Below are 22764 nucleotides of genomic sequence, written 5' to 3' on the forward strand. Positions count from 1 at the left end.
CTTCCCCCTGCATTTCAAATTGAGGCCTGCTGCAGCCTCAATCCAACGGCCCACCTTAAACTATACAAAATACACAGGTTTCTGTCCCTACTCAGCGCGAAACGCCCTTGAGTTAAAGACCTTTTCCACTTTTGTTCACACCCACTCAAATAGCAAGGCTCGGAAGTGAAGCTGGCACTCCTCTCAAGGATCCCTTCATCTTCTCCTGCGGCGGCGATCAGCCGGCGGCGCATGAGCCCCTTATGGATTATACCCAGAGCCTGAGCTTCAACGCTATATGCGTGGCCGATCCCATCCAAGCCATGGAACTGATCAAGCGCGAATACAATAATATTATCTTTGTTGTATCGGATTTTGAAATGGGTGCGGATGCATGGATGATCCGCCTTCGCACAAAAAACATCGCCATCAAGAATCCGACTCCATTCCAGTTACCGTCCGCATTGTGCAAACCATCAAAGGCGGATCAGGGGTTGGGAACGGATCCGGGTTCACGCCCATCCTACATATTTATAGGGATCTGCGCATGAATTTCGCGGTGCCGCTTATTTTCACTCAGCTCAGCATCGCATGAAGAACAGCAACCGGCTACGTTTGATTACGCAGGACGCGCATCTACGTCATAATTTCAGGGTGCCCTCGCCTTCCCATGGCCTCTCGCACAAAGTGACAGGCTCATCCGGGGCATGCCTCCCGTTTGTGCAGGCCATAGAGTCGCGGTCAGGGACCGATCTTGCGAATCCCTTGGATTTCGCTATAGTACAAGGCCATGTGCCTCTTATGGCCCGTCCTGTATCCTTAAAGGATTCCCATGCGCCTCATCCTATGGATTGCGATCTTCGTCAGTACACTGGCAGGAGCCAGCTACGGCTATTACAAGTTTCGCCAAAGCCGTATGATCGCGCACCCTGCCTTCATCGAGGAATTTGCCGAGGAAGCCCGTCAGTACCAGGCGTCATCCACGCCCGTCGACGATCCAACAGCCGCGGCGCTGGAGGATGAAATCGAATGCCAGTACCTTCGCCAGATCGATTGGGAAGGGATTTTGAATCATCACACCTGGCTCAACGGCGTTGAGCGCGAGTCGCTGCGCGGTGAAACCGTCTGGACCTTGCGTCTCAGCCTTCTGGCATTTCTGGGCATGGAATACGATCTCTTTGAAATTGAAAAGCTTGAGGCCGAGTCGCTCACCTACCATCGCATCCACTATGCCGACGCCCCGGAAGCCGTCGTTCAGTCGGAAACCCAGGCGTTTGAACTCTTCCGGCATAAGGTCTGCGGCATTCCCCGGGTCCGCCCTCTGGTTTATGTGGCCTCCGAATGGGGTCAGGTGGCCCTGCGCTTGCCGGACGAATTCAATGAACGCTTTATGAATCAGGCTGAATTCCGCCAGCAGTTGGGGGCCCGCATCAACAAACCGTTTCGCATTAACATCAACCAAAGCCAGTGGACCGTCGAAGACTTCCTCGACCTCATGGAACAACCCTGATTCCCCGTCTGCTCAGAAAGGCAACACCTCATGTTAGGCAATTTGCTCGCCATCGCCTGTGCTGTGGTATGGTCCCTCTCGATCATACTCTTGAAAAAGTCAGGAGCGCGCATTCATCCCCTGGCCCTGAACCTTGGCAAGAACGTTATCGGGCTCGTCCTGCTGCTTCTGACCGCTTTTATCGTCGAAGGTGGGGTGATGGTCCCGCCGCCACGGGAAACGGCTCTTCTGCTGCTCAGCGGCTTCCTCGGCATTGGGATTGCGGATGGCTTTGTCCTGCGGGCCATGCAGCATCTGCATGCATCGCATGTGGGCATCATTGAGTGTCTCTTTGCCCCTTTTGTGATCATCCTCTCCGTGCTCTTCCTGGGCGAAAAACCGACCGTCACCATGCTGATCGGAGGAACGCTGATCGTCGCCGCGATGCTCTTTGTGAATCCGTCGCCCAGCACGGCCGATACTCAGGCACCCGCCCGAAAAAGTCGTGGCATCCTTTTGATGTCGTTTGGTCTGTTCCTGATGGCCCTGGGCATCATCCTCATCAAGCCGCTCTTTGCCAGCACGAGCTTGATTTCCCTGGTCACCATCCGCATGGTCGCGGGCGTGGTGGGCTCAGCCTTGATCTTCGGCGCCATTGGGGAAAGACGCGCTCGATTTCGCGAATTTTTCACCGCACCGCATAAGGTGGCTTTGATCTGTGGCTGTTTTTTGAGCGCTTATGTTTCGATCATACTTTGGGTGGCGGGGTACAAGTATCTGCAGGCTTCCGTGGCAGCTCTGCTGAATCAAACCTCGACCATCTTCACGCTGATCTTCGCGGTCATCTTCCTGCAGGAAAAGCTGACCCGTTCGAAGGTGATTGCCATCTTTCTGGCCATGAGTGGAGCGGCACTCATCACTCTGGCCAGTTGATGGGGCTTACATCACCCCGTAATCATCGCTCTGACCGAGTCGCACGGCCAGCTCGAGGATGTAGCGATATCCTGCGGATTTCCGCAAAACCGATTTTACGCAGCGTGGGAGATCCTTGCACTCCTGCGTGCGATCCTTGGCACTGATGATCAGGGTGGGCAGTTCCTTCACAAAACAGTTCAGATAGAGCGAGATATCCACCGCCGTCTGATCGCCCAGGTCGTAATCCAGAATTGCGACATCATATTTTTTGAAGAGGTCGATCACCCCAAGGTCTTCAAGATTTTCAAAGCAATCGAGCGGAATCCCTTCCATATCCGCCAGACGCTGCATGATGGCCAGAAAACTGGGATCATCGTCGATAAGTACCAGGCGACGCGGCGATGAAAATGGTTTCTGCAGTTGGCTGAAATAGCGACTGTCCCACACAGCGGTTTGTCTTTGCAGAGATGTGGTGTTACATCCCATGGCTTGATTGTACATCGTCATTTTCCTTTCCTTCGGCCTGCCCCAAGCGACCCTCAGGGTTGCTTCGGTCCGGCTTTCAACCTGCACAATTCTTTCCAAACTAAAGCGACGCGAGCTTGGTATCCGAGATTATGGGAAATGATCGCCATGAGCAAATTACGAACGTAATTCTTCCTTTCAAACATGAATTCGGTCGGAAAGTACTTCGTTTTTGCGGCAAAAATAGCGGGAATGTGAAGATGCGAAGACCGAAAGTCTTCGCACCTTTATGAGAAATGAAGGGAAATCAGAGAACGGCAGGCACTTGCATGGTCACGCAGTGAACAGCGCCGCCGGTGGCGATCATGCCATCACTCGGAATGAAGACGACTTTGTAACCAAGCGATTCATAGACGCGGCGTGCTTCAGCTTCATAGCTCCTCAGCAAGGCCTGGTCCTGATAACTGCCGCTGTTGCCGCGCAGATACTGAGGAACGATCGCCGTGCCGTTCAGCAGAAGCGAGTTCGTGTAAGAGCGGAAGAGCCCGGCGCTGGGAACCGGCATCGGGATGCGGACCACGTTATAACCAAGGTCGGCAATGTCACGGGCGCGGGCATCCAGGTAACGCTGAATCTGCTGCGTGAGGCTGCGGTTGCTGCTGCTCGCATAGGACAGGGTTTCGTTGCTAATTTGACCGACGATGACCGTATCATCGTTCAGGAACTTGGCCCACATATCGATATGGCCTGTGCCTTCGGTTGGCATGCGCGGGAAGATATAGGTCTGCTCGCAACCGGCAAACTCACCGTAGTACTGTTTGATGTCTTCAGCATCCAACACCATATCTCCGGCTTTGAAGACATCGGCATTCGCATCGGTGACGCGCGTGCTCATCAGACACTCGCCGCGGTTGTTATTCATGAAATTGCCGCCTTCATTGTAAACCGGAACGCTGACGCGGGTGATGCCGGTCAGACCTGCGAAGGAGCGGGCCGTGGCATCATCGGCTTCGCGACGTGGATAATAGTTGAAATCAAGCAGTCGCAATTCATTGCTCGCGGTTACTGCGCCGAGGGGAGCCCAGTCACGCGCCCAAACCGTAACCTGACCATAGTCCTTCTGCTCAACCACAGACACCTTATTAATATGGGTACCTAAAGCCTGGCGCAGACGGCCGAAGGTGGACGACTGTAAGGTCAAACCGGAACCCCGACTCGTGGTGACCCAGACCTTTTTCACACCGGCATCCATGATGGCTTTGACCAGATCTTCACGTCCATAAGAGGTCATGAGCTCCGAGGAAACGATGACAGCATCGGACTTCGCGTATTCGGCAGGAACAACCTGTTTGCCGCGAAAAGCAGACATGCCGGACGCAGTCGCGTCTTCGTAATGTCCGTCGAGTGTTGACTTGGCCCCGGTACCGCAGGCTGTCGTGACCAAACCCAGTGTCAGCAGGCTTAAGCGCAATGGCTTGAATTTCATGAAGGACTCCTAGAAAGATGGAATAACCGTCTTTCCTTTTATAGGAGCGGAGTTCAGGAAACAATTTCGCGCAACTAAACAAGCCGCAAAGGATATGCATTTTTACTGAATAAAATTAGCCTACTTTAATGTGCCAGGGCTCAAAGCGAACACCATAGCTATTGTTCGGCGTGTAGCGAATATCCACATAGCCGAGATCAGTGAGGCGTTTGAAGACATCGCTTTTGGCGAATTGATCGGTGAAGTTGCGATAACCCCAACCGATCTTGCCCACATCAAAATCGCTGATGCCATGATAGGAGTGACCGGGAGGGGCCAGGGAACGCGAGGCGCGCGACAGGTTGCCTTTGCAGTGGATCGCCTTGCTCAGGAAAAGATGCAATTGTTTAACGACCGAACGAACGCCTGAGGTCAGGACGATATCGCTGCCGACATCGCGCACGATCGCCTCATACATCGCCTGGGGACGTCCCTTGAATATATAGTGGCCGGACCCGGGGATCTTGATCGTGTCCTTCTCATCAAAGCGCGCGGTGAGTTGCCCGGTAACCTTGTCACCATAAAAGCCATACCTGCGAGCGTCAAAGAAAAAGATCTCTTCGACAAAAGCCAGTTCCTCGGCCGTGAACATCCCGATCTGTGACAGGTTCGCGGATGACTTGAGCAGGTCATCAAAACTCAGGAGATTGAAGTTGGCAAAACCGATGGTCTCCTGAGCGCGGGCCAGACGCGCCCGTACCTGCTTGAGCAGGGCGAATTTTTCCGGAGGCAAATAGATGTCATCGGTGAAGTCAGCGTCGAAGTTATCGATCTTTTCCTGCATGGTTTTAGGGGTAACGGGATCCAGCGGGGCGGTGCTGCTGCCATCCTCATCGAGCAACTCTTCGGAAAAAGCCGCAGCTAAAGGTCGCGTCGCCAACACTCCCAGAGTGACAGCGAAACCTCTAATTATTTCACGCCGTTGCATGACTCCATCCTCTCCTATAGGAACCGGGCCATCGTAATGATTATGATTCGGAGTCCCAATAAAAAACTTGAGCCGGGTCAGGAATGAAATCTTAACTTCTGGGAAGAAATGCCGAACCTCAAGTCGAGGGCATTTGGCATATGAAGGTCGGCTTCCGAAATTTACTCAGTAGACAGGATTTGGATCGCAGAATTATTGCGTTCTATACCCTGGCTGCCATCGTCATTACGCTGATCTTCAGTGTGATGATTTCCCTGTATGGGGCATGGGGTCTGGGCCTTGCGCTGCTGGCTATCGCCGGCAATAACCTGCCGGTCCTCTATCTCCTGCGCCGGCGAACGAAGAGTCGCAAGGCCTCGTATTATCTGATCGCCAACGGGGCCTTTACGATGACCTTCGCCATGAGTTTTGTGGGGGGGCTGGAAGGTCCGGTGACCTATTGGTTGGGGCTCCTGCCGCTGGCGGGGGGCCTGCTCCTGTACCTGCGAGGGATTATCTATGGAACCCTGCTGGCCTTTGCCTCCGTTCTAGTCTTATCCCTGCGCCCATACGTTCCAGGGGTTTACGACGTTCTGATCCCGGACATGCTCTATCTCGTTGTTTCCCTTTGCTGTTTTGTGACCATGATCGGCTTCATCGCCTGGTTCTTTCTCCAAAAGAACGCTCTGGTGGTCGCGGATCAAACCCGGAAGCTCGACCATCTCCTGAATATCGTGACCCACGATATCGCCAATCCTTTGACGCTGATTTCCGGTCATGCGGAACTTCTCATCTCCCAAGGTCATGCCAGCCATGCTCATACCCAGGCTTTGCATCGCATTGCCCGGGCTTCGGATTTGATTAACGAGATTTTACGCAAGGTGCGGCAGATCCAGGCCGCGAAAGCCGGCAAGCTCCGGATTCAGACCTGCGCTGTGAGTCTGGCGTCGATGTTCGATCAGCTCCGCTTTATCTTTGAGGCCCGCCTCGAGCGCAAAAAGCAGACGCTGCGGATTGATCTGCCGGCTTCTGATTACGATGTGCTGGTCCAGGCGGAACCGGTGATGCTGCTGAATGAAGTGCTGAACAATCTGATATCCAATGCCATGAAGTTCTCACCCCAGGGCAGCACGATCCATGTGATCGCCACCCGCGAGCCGGATGCCATGCGGATTGAAGTGCGGGATCAGGGCATCGGCATTCCCCGCGAGCTTCTGCCTTATATCTTTGACGACTTCCGTTCCACGAGTCGCCCGGGAACGGAAGGGGAAACCGGCACAGGATTTGGTCTGCCGCTCGCTCGCCACATCGTGGAGGCCTTCGGCGGCAGTCTGCACGTCACAAGCCATTCCGCCGACGAGACCCGCAAACCCACGGGCACGGTCTTTACCCTGCGGCTGCCTGTTTCTCAGGCCGTGCGCTATCAGACCAAGGCTTCCTGAGGCCAGCTGTTCCAGGGGCTCTGCATTTTCATACAGAACACCGAACCACCGGACTTGATGAACTCATCCGTTTCCACTTCCACCGGCGTAAACCCATAGCTGCGGAGGATGCGGCAGGTTTCCTCGCATCCTTTCTGCAGAATCACATGCTGCTGATCCGGGCAGTGCGCATTGCAGGCGAAGCCTGGGGCATCCGCTTCCGGCAGGGGCACTTCGATGATGCGCGGGAAGAGGCGTTGCAGGGTCTTCCAGCCATCCGCGGTAAAACCATCCCGGCACGCAAGGACGGTGCGGGCATCGAGCAGGCTGAGGCAGGTATCGAGGTGATAGAATTTGGGGTTCCGGAGTTCAAAGAGCACGATCGGTGTGCCCGTGATCGCGTGAATGGTTTCATAGATACGCGGATCGGTCCGGAAACCATGGCCGCCACAGATCAGGCGACGGCCCGGCACCCAGAGCGCATCCCCCATGCCTTCAAAGAGAGTTTCCTTCTGTCGGGTCGGAAGCGCCTGCACCCGCACCCCGAGGCGTTCGAGTTGAGCCGCCAGCGAGGAAACTTCCAGATGCCGGGTTTCATCCCACATGTTGCTGAGGATGACGGCGGGCTGTCCGTCGCGGTCCAGATAGGGAAAGGTTTGGTTGGCACAGAAAACCATGTCCGGACACTCCGGGCGGCAGTCCATCACCGTGGTTTTGAATCCGAGCTGCTGGTAGACTTCGACCACTTTCTTCCACTGCTGCCGGGCTCGTTCCTTGTCAACCGTATGCAGCTCACCGTGTTCGTTCTTCATGTGGGCATTGATCGCAGCCACCAGATCGAACGCATCCGGTTTCACAAAAAACACTGAGCGACCCTGAACCATCTCAGGATATTGGTCTGCAGGACGCAAGTCTCCACCGCTGCGATCGATCAAACATCGTTCCATAGCTTCACTCTGTTTCAAATATTATTTAACGCCTCTTGGTATTTATCCAAAAATTTCGAATATCTTGCAAGAAAATTCAAAATCGCGCCACATCGGCCTTTCGCAACCCTCAGAAAGTCAAAATTTTTTCCGAAACGTAAGAGAGGATTCCGTGCGAGGTGGTGATTGTTCCCCATTGGTAAAAACTGGAAAACCCTGTCCGCCATGGCTTTGGCTCTTGGCAGCCTTCCGAGCATCGCCCGAGCGGATCTGGCAAGACAGCATCAATCCTTTGATCGCATGATGCTGCCTGGGGGACGCGCGGCCATGATGGGTGGAGCATACACGGCTCTGTCAAACGACCCTTCCGGACTCTTCTATAATCCAGCCGGCATCGCGCAGGGAAAGCAGAACCAGGTTTCGCTGAACACCTGGTCGACCAATCGCAGCGAAGTCGTTTTCAAGGAAGCGGTGAAAGGCCAGGATTTCACGGAAACATCCAGCACCTTCTTCGGTGGTTTTGCCGGTGGCGTCTTTCACAAAAAATGGTTCACGCTGGGTTACGTGATTGCGACCCTGGATAAGCGCAACATCAATCAGGATGATTATTTTCAGGATATCTCGGACGAGGCTGGTCAGGCGCGCGACTTCACTCGCATCCATCAGGAAAGCAATTCCTACGATCTCTTTGGGGCCAGCGTGGCTTTCCATCTGGGGAAATCCTGGTCGCTCGGTATCGCGGGTTTTTATTACGATCGCAACATTGAGGCGATGGACTACCAGCAGGTGCTCTTCAACGGGGGCCAGGTCCTCGTGCAGGAATCCAAGGTGCGTGTCTCCAATCAAGGTTTTCACGGCAGCGGGGGGCTGCACTATCACGGGGACAATATCAGCATAGGCCTGAGCGTGCGCGTGGGCGAGCCGGTTTTGAACAAAGGCAGTCTGAATTATAATTCGGTGACCCATGCCGTCGCGGACACCATTCCCGAAGTGGTCAACTACAGCAGCGATGACTATGAGATCGACACGGAAATCATTCCCAATATCTATCGCCTGGGTTTTGCCTTCCATCCGGCCCAAGGCATTCTGGTCAGCACGGACCTGTCCTATTCAGCACCGGTGGCCGTGGATAACGGTTCCCCGGATCGCCTGGGCACCTGGAACTACGCGCTGGGCGTTGAAACCGGCTTCACCCATTGGCGTTTGATGCTCGGCATCTTTACCAACAATTCGACGTTTCCGAAAATCAAAGGAGATGAGAGCAATCAGACGGCTCATCTGAACTATGTGGGCAAAACGATCGGCACAGCGATCCTGACCAAAAGTTTCGATCTGCAGATCGGATTTATCCGACAGGATGGGCGCGGCACCGCTCAAATCGTTGCGGGTGCCACAGCCAACCAGAAAGTGGAAGCCACCACGGAAAACATACTGCTGAGTTGGACGTTCAAGCTTTAGCCACGGCCTTGGGCGTGGAGAGCGAATGAGCCAGATGTTCCTTGATCTTTTGAATCAGCAGCGTGCGATTGATTGGTTTGCAAACAAAATCATCACAACCAACTGCGAGGCAATGTTCCAAATTCTCCCGGCGAGTGTGAGCCGTCACAGCCAGAATGGGATTCTTAAACCCCATGTTACGAAGTCGGGTCGTCGCTTCATAGCCATCCATCTCGGGCATTTGAATATCCATGAGGATGACGTTGTAATCGCCTCTCAGTCCCTTCTCGACGCCTTCCACACCATTGCAGGCCAGCTCCACCTCGGCTTCGGCCAACCCCAGCATGCGAAGGACCAGCTCACGGTTGTCGAGCGCATCGTCGACAAAGAGAACCTTGATTCCTCTCAAATTAAGCATCCCCGTGTCGGGAGGTACCAGGCGTGCAGGACGCATTCTGTTCTCATCCTGTAAAGGTTTCATAGTGCTGTCTCCCTGCTGCGACCAATAGGCAGAATCCCGCCTTGCGAACGCGTTTCAGCCGCTTTGATGCCGACCTTGCTTGTGCAATCTTTGACCCGATCATTCAAGAAAATCGGGTTTCAATCAACCGGCTTTTTTAAGAAGCGACCCGGGCTTGCGATCCCGTCCCTCTCGGAATGGATCGCAAAACGTCCGCCATCTCATGGCCAATGGGCCAGAAACGCCTGTTGTAAAAATTGCTGCCTCTGCAGGCAATTTATGTCTTTTCCTGGCGTCTGCCAATTCTTCTTTTGCAGTCATGCGGCAAGTCCGTGTCCGGTCGATAAAAACCTTGCAGCACAGGCTCAAGGGGCTTCCCGCAGGCAACCTTTCGTATGCCGATGGAAAAATCACCCCTGCTTGCCGTGCGTCGCTCGCCTTTTTCGCTGCATCCCGCATGCCAAACACACAAGCCGACGCCTTCGTAAAACGTGACTGAGGCTCAATGAAAATTTTTTTTTTATCTTACGCGAATCCGTGGCGGGACACACCGTCATTTGCAGTGAAAAAAAGTGATGCAATATGCAGGATTTTACGGATGAGTTCCAAAAAAAGGGGGGATGCCCCCCCTTGCGTGTTAGGTCAACAGCATGGCCGTCGCAAGCCCGGGTCTTGCGACGCGCGTCGGCGCCTGATGGGGAGCCTTGCACGACGTCCAGTCCGACAAGGCGATGATCTCCGGTGGCCCCTGTTCCGCCTGAAAGGTCAAGCGCAGAAAAGGATCCTCCGCAAAGCTGAGCCCGACGATCTTATGATCACGCAGCTCGCTCAACTGAAACTCGCTGCCGTCACCCCAGTCGTCTGTTTTCAAACGGCGTATCAGTACAAGCTCTTCCTGGCGTCGGCGACTGACCACGCTCAGGATCGCATCCTGAGCCAGCGGCATGCAGCTATGCAAAGGTCCTGGCAGCTTCTGTACGAACGAAGCGGTAAAGACCCGCAAATGACCATCCTGCGTGACCGCAAGCAGACGTGTGTCCGCTGCAAACGTGCCGACGGCCTTGCCACCGACATTCTCACCGAGGCGCTGCGTTTTCGCATCATATGTCAGCTGAAGCGTCAGCTTCGGCGATTGCGCACGGGCCACCGACGCCACCGGCCGCAAGGTCACGATGCGACCGCGGCTGTTGCGCGTTTCGCTCGCAAGTTTGCCCATGTTGTAGAGCAAAGGCTGTTTTTCCCGGGCCAGAGACACCTCCACATAAGCATCGGTGCCTTCAGGCCAGATCTGAGCGAAGAGCACCGATTGTATGCCCTTGGCCAGTTCATAACTCTTGTCACGGGACCAGCCGCTCAAGCGCACAGCCTTGGCCAGCACCGGCCCGTCCTCCTGCTCGCGATAAACGACATGCAGGACATTGGTGCCGCTGATGGGCGGCACGACGCTGACGAAAAAGAGGTCCTCACCCACAAAGGTTTTTTCACTGACCTTGACCAGCATGGCCTGACCATTCCGTCGAATCGCCAGCACCTCATCAAGGTCGGAGCAATCGGTCAGGAATTCGTCCTTTTTCAAACCGGTTCCGAGGAAACCCTCCTGCCGGTTGACATAAAGTTTCTGGTTGGCCAGCACCACCTCACGCGCACTGACTTCACCAAAGGTGGCGATTTCCGTGCGGCGCTTGCTACTTTTCCCAAAGCGCTGCTTCAGGGACTTGTACCAGTTAATGGTATAGGCCGTGAGCTGCTTCAGATGCCCTTCGGTTTCCTTCAATTCCGCCTGCAGCTTGTCCAGGACCTTGTTCGCCTGGTCGCTGTCGAACTTCGTCAAGCGTTTGAAGCGGATTTCCAGCAGGGCTTCCAGATCATCATCCGTGACCGGGGTGACGATCGCTTTCAAATGCGGTTTGAAAGCTTTTTGCAGAATGGGCAGCGCCTCTTCCCAGGAGCTGGCGCCTTCCAGTTTGCGATAGATCTTCTGTTCAATGAAGATCTGCTCCAGCGTGGCCTTGTGGATCTTGTGCAGAAGGGTCTCGCGATTCAATTCGAGTTCCCGCTTCAAAAGATCACGCGTGCGTTCCACCGCATCGACCAGAAGATCACGCGTGCCTAAAAAGGCCGGCTTTTCATCCTGAATCACGCAGCAGTTCACCGAAATGCTGACCTCGCAATCGGTGAAGGCATAGAGCGCCTCCATGGTCTGCTCCGCCGATACTCCGGTCGGCAGATGCACCCGAATATCCACCTCATGGCCTGTATTATCCTCGACGCGCTTGACCTTGATTTTACCCTTTTCATGCGCCGTGAGGATCGACTCGATCAGGCTCACCGTGGTGGTGCCATAGGGCAGATCGCTGATCTGCAGGGTCCGGGCATCGACGATCCGAATACGGGACCGCACGCGCACGCGACCCCCGCGCCGCCCTTCCTGATAGCCGCTAAAATCCGCGAGACCGCCCGACGGAAAATCCGGCAGCAGCGTGAAGGGCTTGCCCTGCAGATGCTGAATGGCCACATCGCAAAGTTCGGCAAAGTTATGCGGCAGGATCTTGGTCTGCAGACCGACCGCGATGCCTTCCACCCCGAGGGCCAAAAGCAGGGGAAATTTCACCGGCAGATGCAAGGGCTCGCGATTCCGTCCATCATAGGACGCCTGCCACTCGGTCAGATCCTCGTTGAAGAGGATTTCCTTGCCGAGTGCCGACAGACGCGCTTCGATGTAACGGGACGCTGCGGCCCGGTCACCGGTAAAAATATTGCCCCAGTTGCCCTGGGTATCGATCAAGAGTTCCTTTTGGGCGATCTTGACGAGGGCATCCTCGATCGCCATGTCACCATGCGGATGATAGCGCATGGTGTGGCCGATAACGTTGGCGGCCTTGTTCAGGCGACCGTCATCCAATTCCCAAAGCGCATAAAGAATGCGCCTCTGCACGGGTTTCAGCCCGTCCTTGATATGCGGCACCGCCCGATCCAAAATCACGTACGAGGCATAGTCCAAAAACCATGACTCATACAAGTCTTCCACATGGGCTGGGCTTGTTTCCGTTCTCATTCAGTTTGCTCCAGAACGCTCAAAGGTTCTTCCGTACGCAGATTGTCGATGATGAAGCGCTGGCGCTCCTGTGTGTTTTTTCCCATGAAGTAACTGAGAATTTCCTGAATCGCCGCTTTCTGCGAAAGGCGGACAGGTTCCAGGCGCATCTCAGGGCCAATGAATTGACCGAACTCATCAGGAGAGATTTCGCCGAGCCCTTTGAACCTTGTAATTTCCGACCTGGCTCCCAGAGCCTGCAGCGCTTTGGCTTTTTCCTTTTCATCATAGCAGTAACGCAGAGCCTTCGGCGTGCGCACGCGGAAGAGGGGTGTTTTCAGGATGAAAAGATGCCCCGCCTTCACGAGTTCCGGAAAGAACTGCAGGAAGAAGGTCATCAGCAAAAGGCGGATATGCATGCCGTCGACGTCGGCATCGGTGGCCAGCACGATGCGTTGATAGCGGAGGTTTTCAATCCCGTCCTCGATATCAAGGGCATGCTGCAGAAGGTTGAACTCCTCGTTTTCGTAGACGACCTTTTTGGTCATGGCGAAGCAGTTGAGGGGTTTGCCCCTCAGACTGAAGACGGCCTGAAGTCGGACGTCCCGCGCCTTGGTCAAGGAGCCACTGGCCGAGTCACCCTCGGTGATGAACAGCGTCGAGAGCGGCGCGTCCGTATCACGACTCAGGCGATGCACGCGACAGTCACGCAGCTTCTTGTTGAAGACGTTGGCTTTCTTCGCCCGTTCGTTGGCGAGCTTTTTGATCCCCTGCATTTCCTTGCGTTCACGTTCCGACTGCAGAATTTTTTTCTGCAGGGCCTGGGCTGTTTCCGGATTCATATGCAGGTAATTGTCGAGCTGCGTCCGCAGAAAATCCATGACCCAGGACTTCAGGCTGGGTCCATCATCACCGATCGTTTGCGTTCCCAGCTTGGTCTTGGTTTGTGATTCAAAGACGGGATTGTCAATCCGAACGGCAATGGAGGCGATCAAGCCGCTGCGAACGTCCGCCGCGTCGTAATCCTTCTTATAGAATTCGCGTGCCGCCCGCACCAGCCCCTCGCGCAGCGCCGCCTGATGCGTGCCACCCATGGTGGTGTGCTGGCCGTTGACGAAGGAATAGTGCTCCTCGCCGTACTGCTCCCCGTGGCCGATCGCCACTTCGATATCCGGTCCGCGCAGCTGAATGATGGGATAACGGAGTTCCACCAGCGCGGTCTTCTGCTTCAAAAGGTCGAGCAGGCCGTCCTGCGAAGCATAGACCTGGCCGTTCAGAACGACCTCAAGCCCCCCGTTCAGCCAGGCGTAGTTCCAGAGCATCTGCTCGACGATTTCCCGGTCAAACGCATAGTTGCGGAAAATGGTCGAGTCCGGCCGAAAAAACACCTCTGTGCCATCGGGCGCCTTGGGATCCTTGAATTTCTCTTCCTTAACCAAAATGCCGCGGGAAAAGGTTGCCTTGACACCTTGACCCTGCCGTCTTGATGCAATCCAGAATTCCTCGGACAGGGCATTGACCGCCTTGGTCCCCACCCCGTTCAGGCCGACCGATTTTTTGAAGGCTCCAGAGCCGTATTTTCCACCTGTATTGATTTGCGAGACGCAGGCCACCACCTTGCCCAAAGGGATGCCGCGGCCGTAGTCGCGAATCCGCACGCCATCAGGCTCCAGATGAATCTCGATGCGATTGCCGGCCCCCATCACGTGTTCATCGACGCAGTTGTCGATGACCTCTTTCAGCAGGATATAAATGCCGTCATCGCTCTGGCTGCCGTCTCCCAACTTGCCGATATACATGCCAGGTCGCAGGCGGATATGATCCTTCCAATCCAGGGATTGGATGTGTTCTTCGCTATATTCCTGCTCCATTCATTTCCTCGTTTCAGTCCATTGACTACAGTAAATAGTGCAAAGGATGACTTGTGGCGAGGGAACCTGGCAAGGAAAAAAGCAAAAAGCCGGGCATTTTGCCCGGCTTCGTAGACATTAAGTCAGGGTTCGATCAGTTTACTTGGCGACTTCGATCACGTCGAACGCGAAGGAAAGTTTGTCAACTGTCAGGTCGGCAAGCCACGTGGATGCCGTGGAACCACCGGTGCTGATCACCTGCTTCGTGGCATCGGGACCACCGGCTACGGTGTCAACCAGAGTATAGGTACCATGGTTGGAGCTGTAGATGCCGTTGATCAATGGATAGATGCCTTTCACATGCAGAGGCACAGGCGAGACAATCTTGAGTTCCTTCACACCGAGGGAACGCTTGCCTTCCTCAACAGTTTGTTCCCAAACCGTCGCCACGATCTTCGCATCCGTGACACCAGGCACATTCAAGGGCACCGTGATGTCCATGAAGGTCCGGGTGAACTGGTCACCGTTGAAGTCAGGCTTGGTGGTGAGCACCAGCTGGTTGATCTTCGCCGTGGCTTCCCGGAAGATAATGGACACGGGAATCGTTCCGGCTGCTGCCACGTTAAAGGTAAACGGGTTGGTGGTCACGTTGTTGTTCTGAACCACGAACATCTGGGCCCACTTCCAGGTATCCTTACCCGTCACTGGAGCGATGAAGGCGGTCGAAGCACCGTTGTTGGGACGGAAGAAGAATTCGTTGCCGGTGTCGGCTTCGGTCTTCACACGAGCCCAGACAAAGTAATCGCCAGGAGCCTTGATATCCATGTTCCAGGTGATCGCCTGAGCAACGTTCGCGTTGTTGGCACGGGCTGTTCCCGCAGCTGACGTTGCGTAGGACTTGATGGCACCATCGACATCATCGGTGGCCATCGTGAACGGAGCAGCAAGGGTCGCCTTGTCCACACCGCCAAAGGCATATTCAGGTGGAATGGTCAGGGTGATCGGTGCTGCTGTTGCCAGCATCACGTCACCGGTCGCGTTGGGATAAACCACGGGCTTCGGCTTGTAACCATTGGCCTCAAGGTCTTTGAGCCAAAGGTTCATTTGCGCCGTCATCGTATCAACGCAGGTCTTGGTCGACCCTTCCCAGCAGTTATGGGCTTGTTTCATTTTTTGCACAGGCAGCGTCTGATCGATGCCGGCATATTTATCGAAGCCGGCACGGCTCAAGAAAGCCAGGTGAGCTTTCTCAATGTCAGCTTCCACGAATGTGGTGGCGTGACAGCTTGCGCAATAAGGCTCCAAAAGCGGTTCATAAAGGTTGGCCTTAAAGGAGGCCAAGGACACTTCCATAGGTATATCACTGACACCAGCAACCGGCTGTCCGTCCGGGCCAAGAATTTCACCATTTGGGCCTGTTGTTCCCGTAGCTATTGCGCCACTTGGCTTGGAAGGTGGCTTCCCGCAGCCTGTCAGTCCCAAGGCTACGAAGCCGCTTAGCGCCAGGATGAGTCCAAACTTCTTCATATTGAGTCCCCATCTCCTGAAGTCAAACCGAAACCAGCGTTTCGGAGAATTTTCATCCCTCAAACTCGTCTCTAAAGTAGGTCTTAGTCCAGGAAAAATCAGCTATGGGAAAAGCAGCAGGAGTATAAGACCTCAGGTGTCGTCGCGACAAGAGGCGCCGCTTGCGCGGCGCCTTTGTTCAAACCGATCTCATTAGGCTTTGTTAGCAAAAGCCTGATACATGGCTTCCTGGCCTTTGAACGGGTTGACCGTTGCGTTGGCAGCCAGGACTGCTTCGAACTGAGCCATGCGGCCAGCGAAAGCAGCGAAGTTGTACGTGATGGCGAGAGCCTGAGCAGCCGGGGTACCAGCGGTAACCGTAGCGTAGCTCGTATCAACCGCACCGGAGTCGGCATACTTACCGATCTGGAGCATGTTGGTGCCTGGGATCGCGGTCTGACCGATGGCAAGCATCAGAACGGAACCATGGGAACCGTTGTCAGCCGAGTAATCCGTACCGTTACCGGAGGAAACCGACCCGTCAGAGGTCACGGCGATGAAGAGTGGAGCGCCTTTGCGGTGCGCAACTTCCAGAGCCAGACCAGCTGTTTGACCAGCTTCGAAATCTTTTTGGTTCTGACGGGCACGACCTTGGCCGTGGTAGTCATAACCGCCCAATTCGATCACAGCACCGGAAGCCAGACCATCAGAGAGCAGTTTCGCCATGATGATAGCTTTCAAGCTGGATGGACTGTTGGGAGCAGCCGTCGTTGCACCAGTCAAGGTTGCCACTGGGATGGCGTTGAATGGAGTACCGGTGATCGCTGCATCCGTTGTTGGAGTCAGCTTGTCAGCGGTAAACTCAGTCAAGAGATCCTTGGCACCGATGTAACCGCACTCGATCAGATCTTTCACTTCCTGGTTCAGATCCTTGGCCGAGAACACACCAAGTTTGGAAGCTGTCAGTTTGTGAGCCAGGTCAGCCACAGCCACAGAGGACTGCACGTTGCCGCCGAAGCGGGTGGCGATCAAACCAGGGTTCACAAGGTTGGACAAGCTGCCTTCGTTGGCGATGGTGGCTTTGGCCAGACCAGGGTTTTGACCCACGTTCAGAGGAGCGGTACGACCCAGGGTGTTCGCCTGACGGCCCGTCCCTGCGATCTGCACCAGCTGGCCAGGGTTGCCGATGACCTGAGTGGCCAACTGCACTGGGTTCAGTGGGTTGTTGGCGGTATCATCACCGGAAGTACCGGCCATACCTACTGCTACCGTTTTAGCGAGAGCAGCGGCGCTCATGACGCTCTTCATACCAGCCAGGAATTGGCTGCTGGCGATAAACTGGCCTTTCACACTGGTATCCAGGGTAGGAACACCCGTCACACCCAAAGTCTGGTAACCAGCGGCAGCGAGCGGCTCGAAAGCAGCGCCGGCAGCTTGTTTACCGATCATGAAGTTACCGGAGATGGCAGCACCACCGGAAAGTTCGATTTGGAGGTAGCCTGGCATTTTCGCCCCGCCTGCCGCAGCCGTACCAGCCTTGGCACAGTTGGGAGCACCGAGAGCTTCCTGACCGAAAGTGCTGAGGATGCCTGGCACCACAGCGAAGCTGAGACCAGCCATCAGACCAGCGCCGACGAATTCACGACGGTTGGTTGGCAGCTTATGGTCAGCGTGCAGAACGGGCTTGGAGTTTTCAGTCCAAAGCTCCTTCTGCGCCTTATCAGCTTTTTCGGCTTTCTCTGCGGCTTCTTTCGCAGCGAGTTTCGCCAGGATTTCTTCTCTTCTACTTGTAAATTTCATATCCATTACCCCGTATTTTAATGCTGTTATGTAAGTTAAATTCCCGTTTAACGTTCCTGCTGAACCGCCCTCTTAGTAGAGGAAGAACTCACCACTCGCAACGATACCTGCACAGGTTGCCATGAAGATGGCAGGACCGGTACCGCCCAGAGCTTTCAAGGCTTCCACACTCGCCGCGACAGTGGCGATATCTGTGGCGCGAGGGCCTTGCAGTGCAGTCTCAGGACCGTAGAAACCATCCACCAGGGTCTTGGCGAAGGTGTTCGAGTCCGCAGGAGCTGCGGCGAGAGTCAAACCAGGGAACTTGGCTGCCAGCAACTGAGCGTTGTTGGCAAGCACATCGCAGTACGAGGAAGCCAGTTTGGTGACCGAAGCCACTTTACCAGCCGTGATGGCTGCAGGAGCATGATCCGTTGGCAAAGCCGACAGAGCCTTGGTGTATTCCTCAGCTGGAGCCACACCACCGGCGGCGGCGGGAGCGTTCAGCGCCACACCTGTCAGGTTTTGCAAAGTGGCTGTCACCTGACGGAAGTTGAGGATACCGAAGGCGCTCGACAAAGCTTCGACCTTGTCGATAGGCTTCTTGGAAGTTTCGTCTTCATCAGCCCCGGTACCGTCATCAGTACCAGGATTCTGAACCGCGGTTTCACCCGTGGAAACGGCTCCTTTGGAAGCTTTCTTCGACGAACAGGCGTTGGCAAAAAGAGCAGCGCTCAGTGCCAGTCCGAATATAGTCAAACTCTTTCTTGAGATAACCATTTCTATGATCCTTTCTATAGCGTATTTAAGTAGGTATTCCCGTTGACTGCTTACCCGCCGATCTTGCTGCCGCAATCCACGGCGGCGTCCTTGAACAGATCTTTCATGTTGTAGGTCGCGGAGAAATCAGCAGCCAGCTTAGCGATGGCAGCTTTATCAGCCGTCGACGTACCTTCTTTCAAGCAGACAGTCTTATAAACACGCTTAGCCATACATTCGGGGAACATCTTGGAGGAAGCCAGCATCTCGCCGAAGGACTTCACGCCGTTACCCGACTTCTTGGTTGCATCCCAACCCAAGGCAGCGTTGGTGCCTTCGAGCCAGAGGTTCAACCAGGCGTCGCTGGTAACAACGGCACCACCAGGGAACACGTCGTTGTTCTGGTTCGTTTTGGGAACCGGAGCCGCAGCGATCGTGATCGCAGCCTGGGCGTTGTTGTTGGCAGGAGGAACAAAGTCAAAGTAAGAAAAGGCGCTAGCCAATGGGTCCATACCCGCATGGCAACCCACGCATTCCGTACGATACTTGGTAGCATCGCCACCAGGAGCACGGTCCACGTCGCGACGAACGTAGATATCAGCGCGCGAAACATCGGAAAGGTCTTCCAGGTCGCGGCAGATATAGTTCATCATTGTGAAGCGGAAGGGAGCGCGGTTGGTACCGGCATCATAGTAGACGGAACCGAAGCCACGCAGAGTGAAGATACCGGCTTGTACAGTCAAGCCCGTAGCACCTGTCTGAGTGGTGGCGGTCAAAGCGCTGGCCAGAGGAGCGCCGTTTTTCACGTTTGTAAAGAGGGTTTCATAGGCCGTGTTGTTGCCTGGAGCATAGGTTGCACCAGTTGGGACGTACAGCACGTCTTCAGAAAGGATTCCACGATAATCTTTATCGTCACGGATCATACCGATGATCGTGGCGGTCAAGTCAGTCAAGACTCCAGGACCGTCACCCAAAGCGCGATCTTCGCTCCCCTCTATTTGTGCGAAATTCAAAACGGTTACGGAGTAGAAGCTGTCGACGTCGGTGGCGGCTTTGGCGACGACATCGGTCAGGTAAGTGGCTTTGTCAGCAGCTGCGACAAGACCAGCACCCCAGGTGTCGATGTCCGCGGCAGAGGCAGGGACACCAGCCAAACGCTTGTACACAAAGGCAACCTGAGCTTTGGCTTTGGACAGGTCATCAGTACCTGCACTGAAAGCCGGCAAACTCAGGAGCAAAGTTACCAATAATCCTGATGCGAAGTGTTTCATAGTTCCCTAACCCCTTGTCATGAGAGTCTAAAGAGTCAACAAAAAGCTATGTTGTAATATCGGCAAAACGGCGAAAATCTTTAGGGTCTCCTGCTGATTTTTAATTTCCGCACGGCTTATGAAGACTTAGCTCGGAAGAATTGGAAACATTGCCAATTCTGAGGGGAGGGCAGAATGGTCAGATTGGAGGAAACGTACGAAGAAACTTACGGAAACGTCTTAACTGGGCGGGTAAAAGTCTTACCGGAAGAGCAGACTGGCTCTCCCGGTAAGATGATGCGTAAGGATTAACGACCTGTGAGTTTGATCCGGATCACCTGAAGCTGCTGACCGGAGGTGTCAACCGCTTCGGCCACCAGGGTTCCCGCTCCATAGAGATAGTATGTATCCGGCGTTTGCACTTTGGTCCCGGTCGCATCCAGATCGCTGCGATCGAGGCTGGCAAAGGAATACGGTGAAGAATCATCACGCGTTACCCAGTAAAGGTAAATGCGTGCCGTCTTCCCTTGCGGCCAGCCCGTAACGGCAAAGCGGGTCGCTTGCGTTAAAGTCTGACCATCGGTAAGACCCACAAAGCTCATCCCACCGGGAGTCGGCTGGGTAGGCGTCGGCTCATCCGGAGTCGGCGTAGGCTGTGGGGTTGGCGTCGGCATGGGCGCTGGCATCGTCGGGCCATCATTCCCCGGATTGCGACCATTCTTCATGGCTTGCGCCAGGGCCAGAGTATCCATCACACCGCCAGCAGCCACATCGGACTTCAGGTTACTGGTCCGAACCGCTTTCAGGAGCAGCGTTTGCACATCGTTGTGCTGGAAGCGATCCTTCGGGCTGTTGCGGGCAATGCTCAAAGCCAGAGCATAGGCACCAGCGGCCACAGGGCTGGCCATCGAGGTTCCGCTCATGGCCTTATAGCCACCACCTGGATAGGTGGAAACATCCTGATCACCAGGAGCTGCGATATCCACGGTCGAGCCGCGGTTCGAGAAGCTGGCGAGGGCATCACGGGAATTGGTCGCCGCCACGGAAATCACGTTGTCATACGACGCCGGATAACTGTAGGCATAACCATTTCCTGAGTTGCTGCCCAAACGCAGGCTTTCATTACCAGCGGCAGCGAAGACGGTGACGCCTTTGCTGGCCAGATCTGAGTAAAGCGCGCTGGGGTGTGAGTTTCTCGGCTGTGCAAAGAAGTTATTGCCGCCCAAGGACAGATTGATGATATCAGCCCCCTGAGAAGCAGCCCATTGCACACCACGGTCGATTTCAATCGAGGAACCGCGACCGCTGGCATCCATCACGCGCACGGGCATGATCTTCACATTCGAGCAGGACGCCACACCCACAACACCGACGTTGTTATTGGCAGCGGCACCCACCAGACCAGCCACGTGCGTTCCGTGACCGTTTTGATCATCCCAGTTGGAATCAGGGCGTCCTCTGGCGCCTTTGCCAACGAAGCTCGCCCCGATCACCTCACCACTCGCATCCCGCAGAAACTGGCTCTGCAAATCAGGGTGATCCTTGTCCACACCGGAGTCAATCACGGCAACGACCACCTGCTGACCGGCCTTGCCACCGAGCAGATCACAGGTTTGTTCCCGGTTGATTTTGTCCAGATGATACTGACGACTTTTCAGGGGATCGTTTTCAGCAACAGCCAGCTGAATCGAGGCCTCCGCTTCCACGCCCTTGACGTGACGCAGAGTCTGAAGTTTACGCAGCGTGTCGGCCACCTCATCTTCAGATTGTTCACAGTCCGTGAGTTTTAGCTGATACGTGGACGCAAGTTCCGCGGAGATGGCTCCAGGTTCCCAGGCCAGTGCCTGAAGTCCACCGAATCCGCAGCCTTGTTCCTGAGCGACGCCTTTGGCCTCTTCACTCAGTTCATTCAGGGAGGCTTCATCATGCGCTTCCGTTGCGACGGTCAGCTTATAGCTGCCGGGAACAACATGGGCGGGAACGCCGTGCCTCAGGTTTTCGAGTTTCGTGGAGGGCTGGCAGGCATAGATGCTGGAGACGCTTGCCAGGACGAGGACCATTTGCATCCAGGGTTTGAGACGCTTTCGGGGAAACGTTCGGAAGTGCTTCAACTTCATAACAACTCCATTTCAGATACAACGACGATGTCAACAGGTGCACCTAGAGTAACTTTCAATTCTTAAATCATGCGTAACCATGAAGAGTGACTCGAATTTCGAGAGATTCTAGGGATTTTGCACAACTTAAAAGCACGTCCAGGCAAGGCATAAATATCCCCGCGTTTTGTCTGGCCATTGCCGAGCCTTTCTTTTCCCACCTATAATGAGGGGAATGCCCGCAAACTTTCTCCAAATGGACTCTGATGCTCTGGATACGCCTCACCATCCTGATTTTTGGCTTCAGCAGCGCTCCCAGCTGGGCCGGCGTCGCTGTGGACCTGAATTTCGGGCAGAGCATCAGCGGGAGCATCAATATAGGCAAGAGTCTCCCGCTCCAGCAGCAGAGTTTCGGGCTCGGGATCGATTATGTAGGCACCATGAAACGAGGGCTTTTGGGCAGTGGGAACGAACGCTACAGTCTGGGGCTTGGTGTGAACACTGCATCGGTGAGTTACAACGCGGGTGGGATCAAAAACACAGGCGGCAATTTTTTCCTCTCGGTGCGAACCGGCTGGATGGCTTTGGTGGGCGGAAAGAATTGGCTGCTGCAGCTGACGCCGGAGTTTATCCTGTATTCCAAGATGAGCGTGGCTTCCTATTCGCAGAGCACGATTGATGGTGAGAATTTTCAATCGGCGTCGCTTTCCACATTCGGCGGGAATGGGACCATTCGTCTGCCGTTTTATGTGGGAAGGAAGATCAACTGGAAGCTGGGGAAGGCGGATCTCTTTCTGGGGGGGTCGGTTGCTATGCTGATGCAGAGCTTTTCCAAGAGGGTGGATACCGTGGTGGCGACGTCACCTTCCACGGGGAAGGTGAATAGTATCGAGAAGAGCAGCAGTGGGAGCTATCAGCTCCAGACGCTGTCTCTGGCGTTTCATATTACGTTTATTATGATGTAGG

19 protein-coding genes are annotated in these 22764 nt (G+C 54.8%); 7 read left to right on the plus strand and 12 right to left on the minus strand.

Annotated elements, in window-relative coordinates:
- Positions 1 to 242 precede the first annotated feature (242 nt).
- The 3 genes from OLTU_RS21120 (at position 243) to OLTU_RS21130 (ending at position 2401) form a co-directional block, all read left to right on the plus strand.
- Positions 243 to 530 carry a hypothetical protein gene (locus OLTU_RS21120; RefSeq protein WP_141734734.1) on the plus strand — a complete coding sequence of 96 codons (288 nt, stop codon included), beginning with the start codon at positions 243 to 245 and terminating at the stop codon, positions 528 to 530.
- A gap of 281 nt (positions 531 to 811) precedes the next feature.
- Positions 812 to 1489 carry a hypothetical protein gene (locus OLTU_RS21125; RefSeq protein WP_141734735.1) on the plus strand — a complete coding sequence of 226 codons (678 nt, stop codon included), beginning with the start codon at positions 812 to 814 and terminating at the stop codon, positions 1487 to 1489.
- Between the two features lie 30 nt (positions 1490 to 1519).
- Positions 1520 to 2401, plus strand: coding sequence for a DMT family transporter (locus OLTU_RS21130; RefSeq protein WP_141734736.1), 882 nt, complete (start codon positions 1520 to 1522; stop codon positions 2399 to 2401).
- A 6-nt stretch (positions 2402 to 2407) separates the two neighbouring features.
- On the opposite strand, the gene OLTU_RS21135 is transcribed toward OLTU_RS21130, so the two are convergent.
- From OLTU_RS21135 to OLTU_RS21145, 3 genes are all read right to left on the minus strand, one after another.
- The gene (locus tag OLTU_RS21135; protein ID WP_141734737.1) at positions 2408 to 2890 is read right to left on the minus strand and encodes a response regulator; all 483 of its coding nucleotides are present in this window, start codon (positions 2888 to 2890) and stop codon (positions 2408 to 2410) included.
- A 265-nt stretch (positions 2891 to 3155) separates the two neighbouring features.
- Positions 3156 to 4334, minus strand: coding sequence for an agmatine deiminase family protein (locus tag OLTU_RS21140; RefSeq protein WP_141734738.1), 1179 nt, complete (start codon positions 4332 to 4334; stop codon positions 3156 to 3158).
- A 115-nt stretch (positions 4335 to 4449) separates the two neighbouring features.
- The gene (locus OLTU_RS21145) at positions 4450 to 5301 is read right to left on the minus strand and encodes a M15 family metallopeptidase (RefSeq protein WP_141734739.1); all 852 of its coding nucleotides are present in this window, start codon (positions 5299 to 5301) and stop codon (positions 4450 to 4452) included.
- A 179-nt stretch (positions 5302 to 5480) separates the two neighbouring features.
- On the opposite strand from OLTU_RS21145, the gene OLTU_RS21150 reads away from it, so the two are divergent.
- Positions 5481 to 6722 carry a sensor histidine kinase gene (locus OLTU_RS21150; protein WP_176736824.1) on the plus strand — a complete coding sequence of 414 codons (1242 nt, stop codon included), beginning with the start codon at positions 5481 to 5483 and terminating at the stop codon, positions 6720 to 6722.
- Here OLTU_RS21150 and OLTU_RS21155 read toward each other — a convergent pair.
- Positions 6704 to 7648 carry a dimethylarginine dimethylaminohydrolase family protein gene (locus tag OLTU_RS21155; protein ID WP_141734741.1) on the minus strand — a complete coding sequence of 315 codons (945 nt, stop codon included), beginning with the start codon at positions 7646 to 7648 and terminating at the stop codon, positions 6704 to 6706. The two genes, OLTU_RS21150 and OLTU_RS21155, sit on opposite strands and share 19 nt — an antisense overlap.
- A 165-nt stretch (positions 7649 to 7813) precedes the next feature.
- Between OLTU_RS21155 and OLTU_RS21160 the strand changes: the two genes are divergently transcribed.
- Positions 7814 to 9085 carry a PorV/PorQ family protein gene (locus OLTU_RS21160; protein ID WP_141734742.1) on the plus strand — a complete coding sequence of 424 codons (1272 nt, stop codon included), beginning with the start codon at positions 7814 to 7816 and terminating at the stop codon, positions 9083 to 9085.
- Here the strand turns inward: OLTU_RS21160 and OLTU_RS21165 are convergent.
- Positions 9075 to 9473, minus strand: a complete 399-nt coding sequence (locus tag OLTU_RS21165) for a response regulator (RefSeq protein WP_176736825.1) — start codon at positions 9471 to 9473, stop codon at positions 9075 to 9077. The genes OLTU_RS21160 and OLTU_RS21165 overlap by 11 nt on opposite strands.
- Positions 9474 to 9747: 274 nt before the next feature.
- On the opposite strand from OLTU_RS21165, the gene OLTU_RS32440 reads away from it, so the two are divergent.
- The gene (locus tag OLTU_RS32440; RefSeq protein WP_218110171.1) at positions 9748 to 10023 is read left to right on the plus strand and encodes a hypothetical protein; all 276 of its coding nucleotides are present in this window, start codon (positions 9748 to 9750) and stop codon (positions 10021 to 10023) included.
- Between the two features lie 138 nt (positions 10024 to 10161).
- On the opposite strand, the gene OLTU_RS21170 is transcribed toward OLTU_RS32440, so the two are convergent.
- From OLTU_RS21170 to OLTU_RS21200, 7 genes are all read right to left on the minus strand, one after another.
- A complete protein-coding gene (locus OLTU_RS21170) occupies positions 10162 to 12579 on the minus strand; it encodes a DNA gyrase/topoisomerase IV subunit A (RefSeq protein ID WP_141734744.1) in 2418 nt (805 codons plus the stop codon).
- Complete coding sequence (locus OLTU_RS21175) at positions 12576 to 14429, minus strand: DNA topoisomerase IV subunit B (protein ID WP_141734745.1); 1854 nt, start codon at positions 14427 to 14429, stop codon at positions 12576 to 12578. The genes OLTU_RS21170 and OLTU_RS21175 overlap by 4 nt, the downstream gene beginning before the upstream one ends.
- 138 nt (positions 14430 to 14567) lie before the next feature.
- Positions 14568 to 15749 carry a hypothetical protein gene (locus OLTU_RS21180; RefSeq protein WP_141734746.1) on the minus strand — a complete coding sequence of 394 codons (1182 nt, stop codon included), beginning with the start codon at positions 15747 to 15749 and terminating at the stop codon, positions 14568 to 14570.
- 378 nt (positions 15750 to 16127) lie between these two features.
- Complete coding sequence (locus OLTU_RS21185; RefSeq protein ID WP_141734747.1) at positions 16128 to 17714, minus strand: hypothetical protein; 1587 nt, start codon at positions 17712 to 17714, stop codon at positions 16128 to 16130.
- A gap of 72 nt (positions 17715 to 17786) precedes the next feature.
- Positions 17787 to 18473, minus strand: coding sequence for a hypothetical protein (locus tag OLTU_RS21190; RefSeq protein ID WP_141734748.1), 687 nt, complete (start codon positions 18471 to 18473; stop codon positions 17787 to 17789).
- Between the two features lie 50 nt (positions 18474 to 18523).
- Positions 18524 to 19723: a hypothetical protein gene (locus OLTU_RS21195; protein WP_141734749.1), complete on the minus strand. Its 1200-nt coding sequence runs from the start codon at positions 19721 to 19723 to the stop codon at positions 18524 to 18526.
- Positions 19724 to 20010: 287 nt separating this feature from the next.
- Positions 20011 to 21819 carry a S8 family peptidase gene (locus OLTU_RS21200; protein ID WP_141734750.1) on the minus strand — a complete coding sequence of 603 codons (1809 nt, stop codon included), beginning with the start codon at positions 21817 to 21819 and terminating at the stop codon, positions 20011 to 20013.
- Between the two features lie 245 nt (positions 21820 to 22064).
- Here OLTU_RS21200 and OLTU_RS21205 point away from each other — a divergent pair, with 245 nt between their 5' ends.
- The gene (locus tag OLTU_RS21205) at positions 22065 to 22763 is read left to right on the plus strand and encodes a hypothetical protein (protein WP_141734751.1); all 699 of its coding nucleotides are present in this window, start codon (positions 22065 to 22067) and stop codon (positions 22761 to 22763) included.
- Position 22764 lies beyond the last annotated feature (1 nt).

This window comes from Oligoflexus tunisiensis (assembly GCF_001748245.1).
Lineage (GTDB): Bacteria > Bdellovibrionota_B > Oligoflexia > Oligoflexales > Oligoflexaceae > Oligoflexus > Oligoflexus tunisiensis.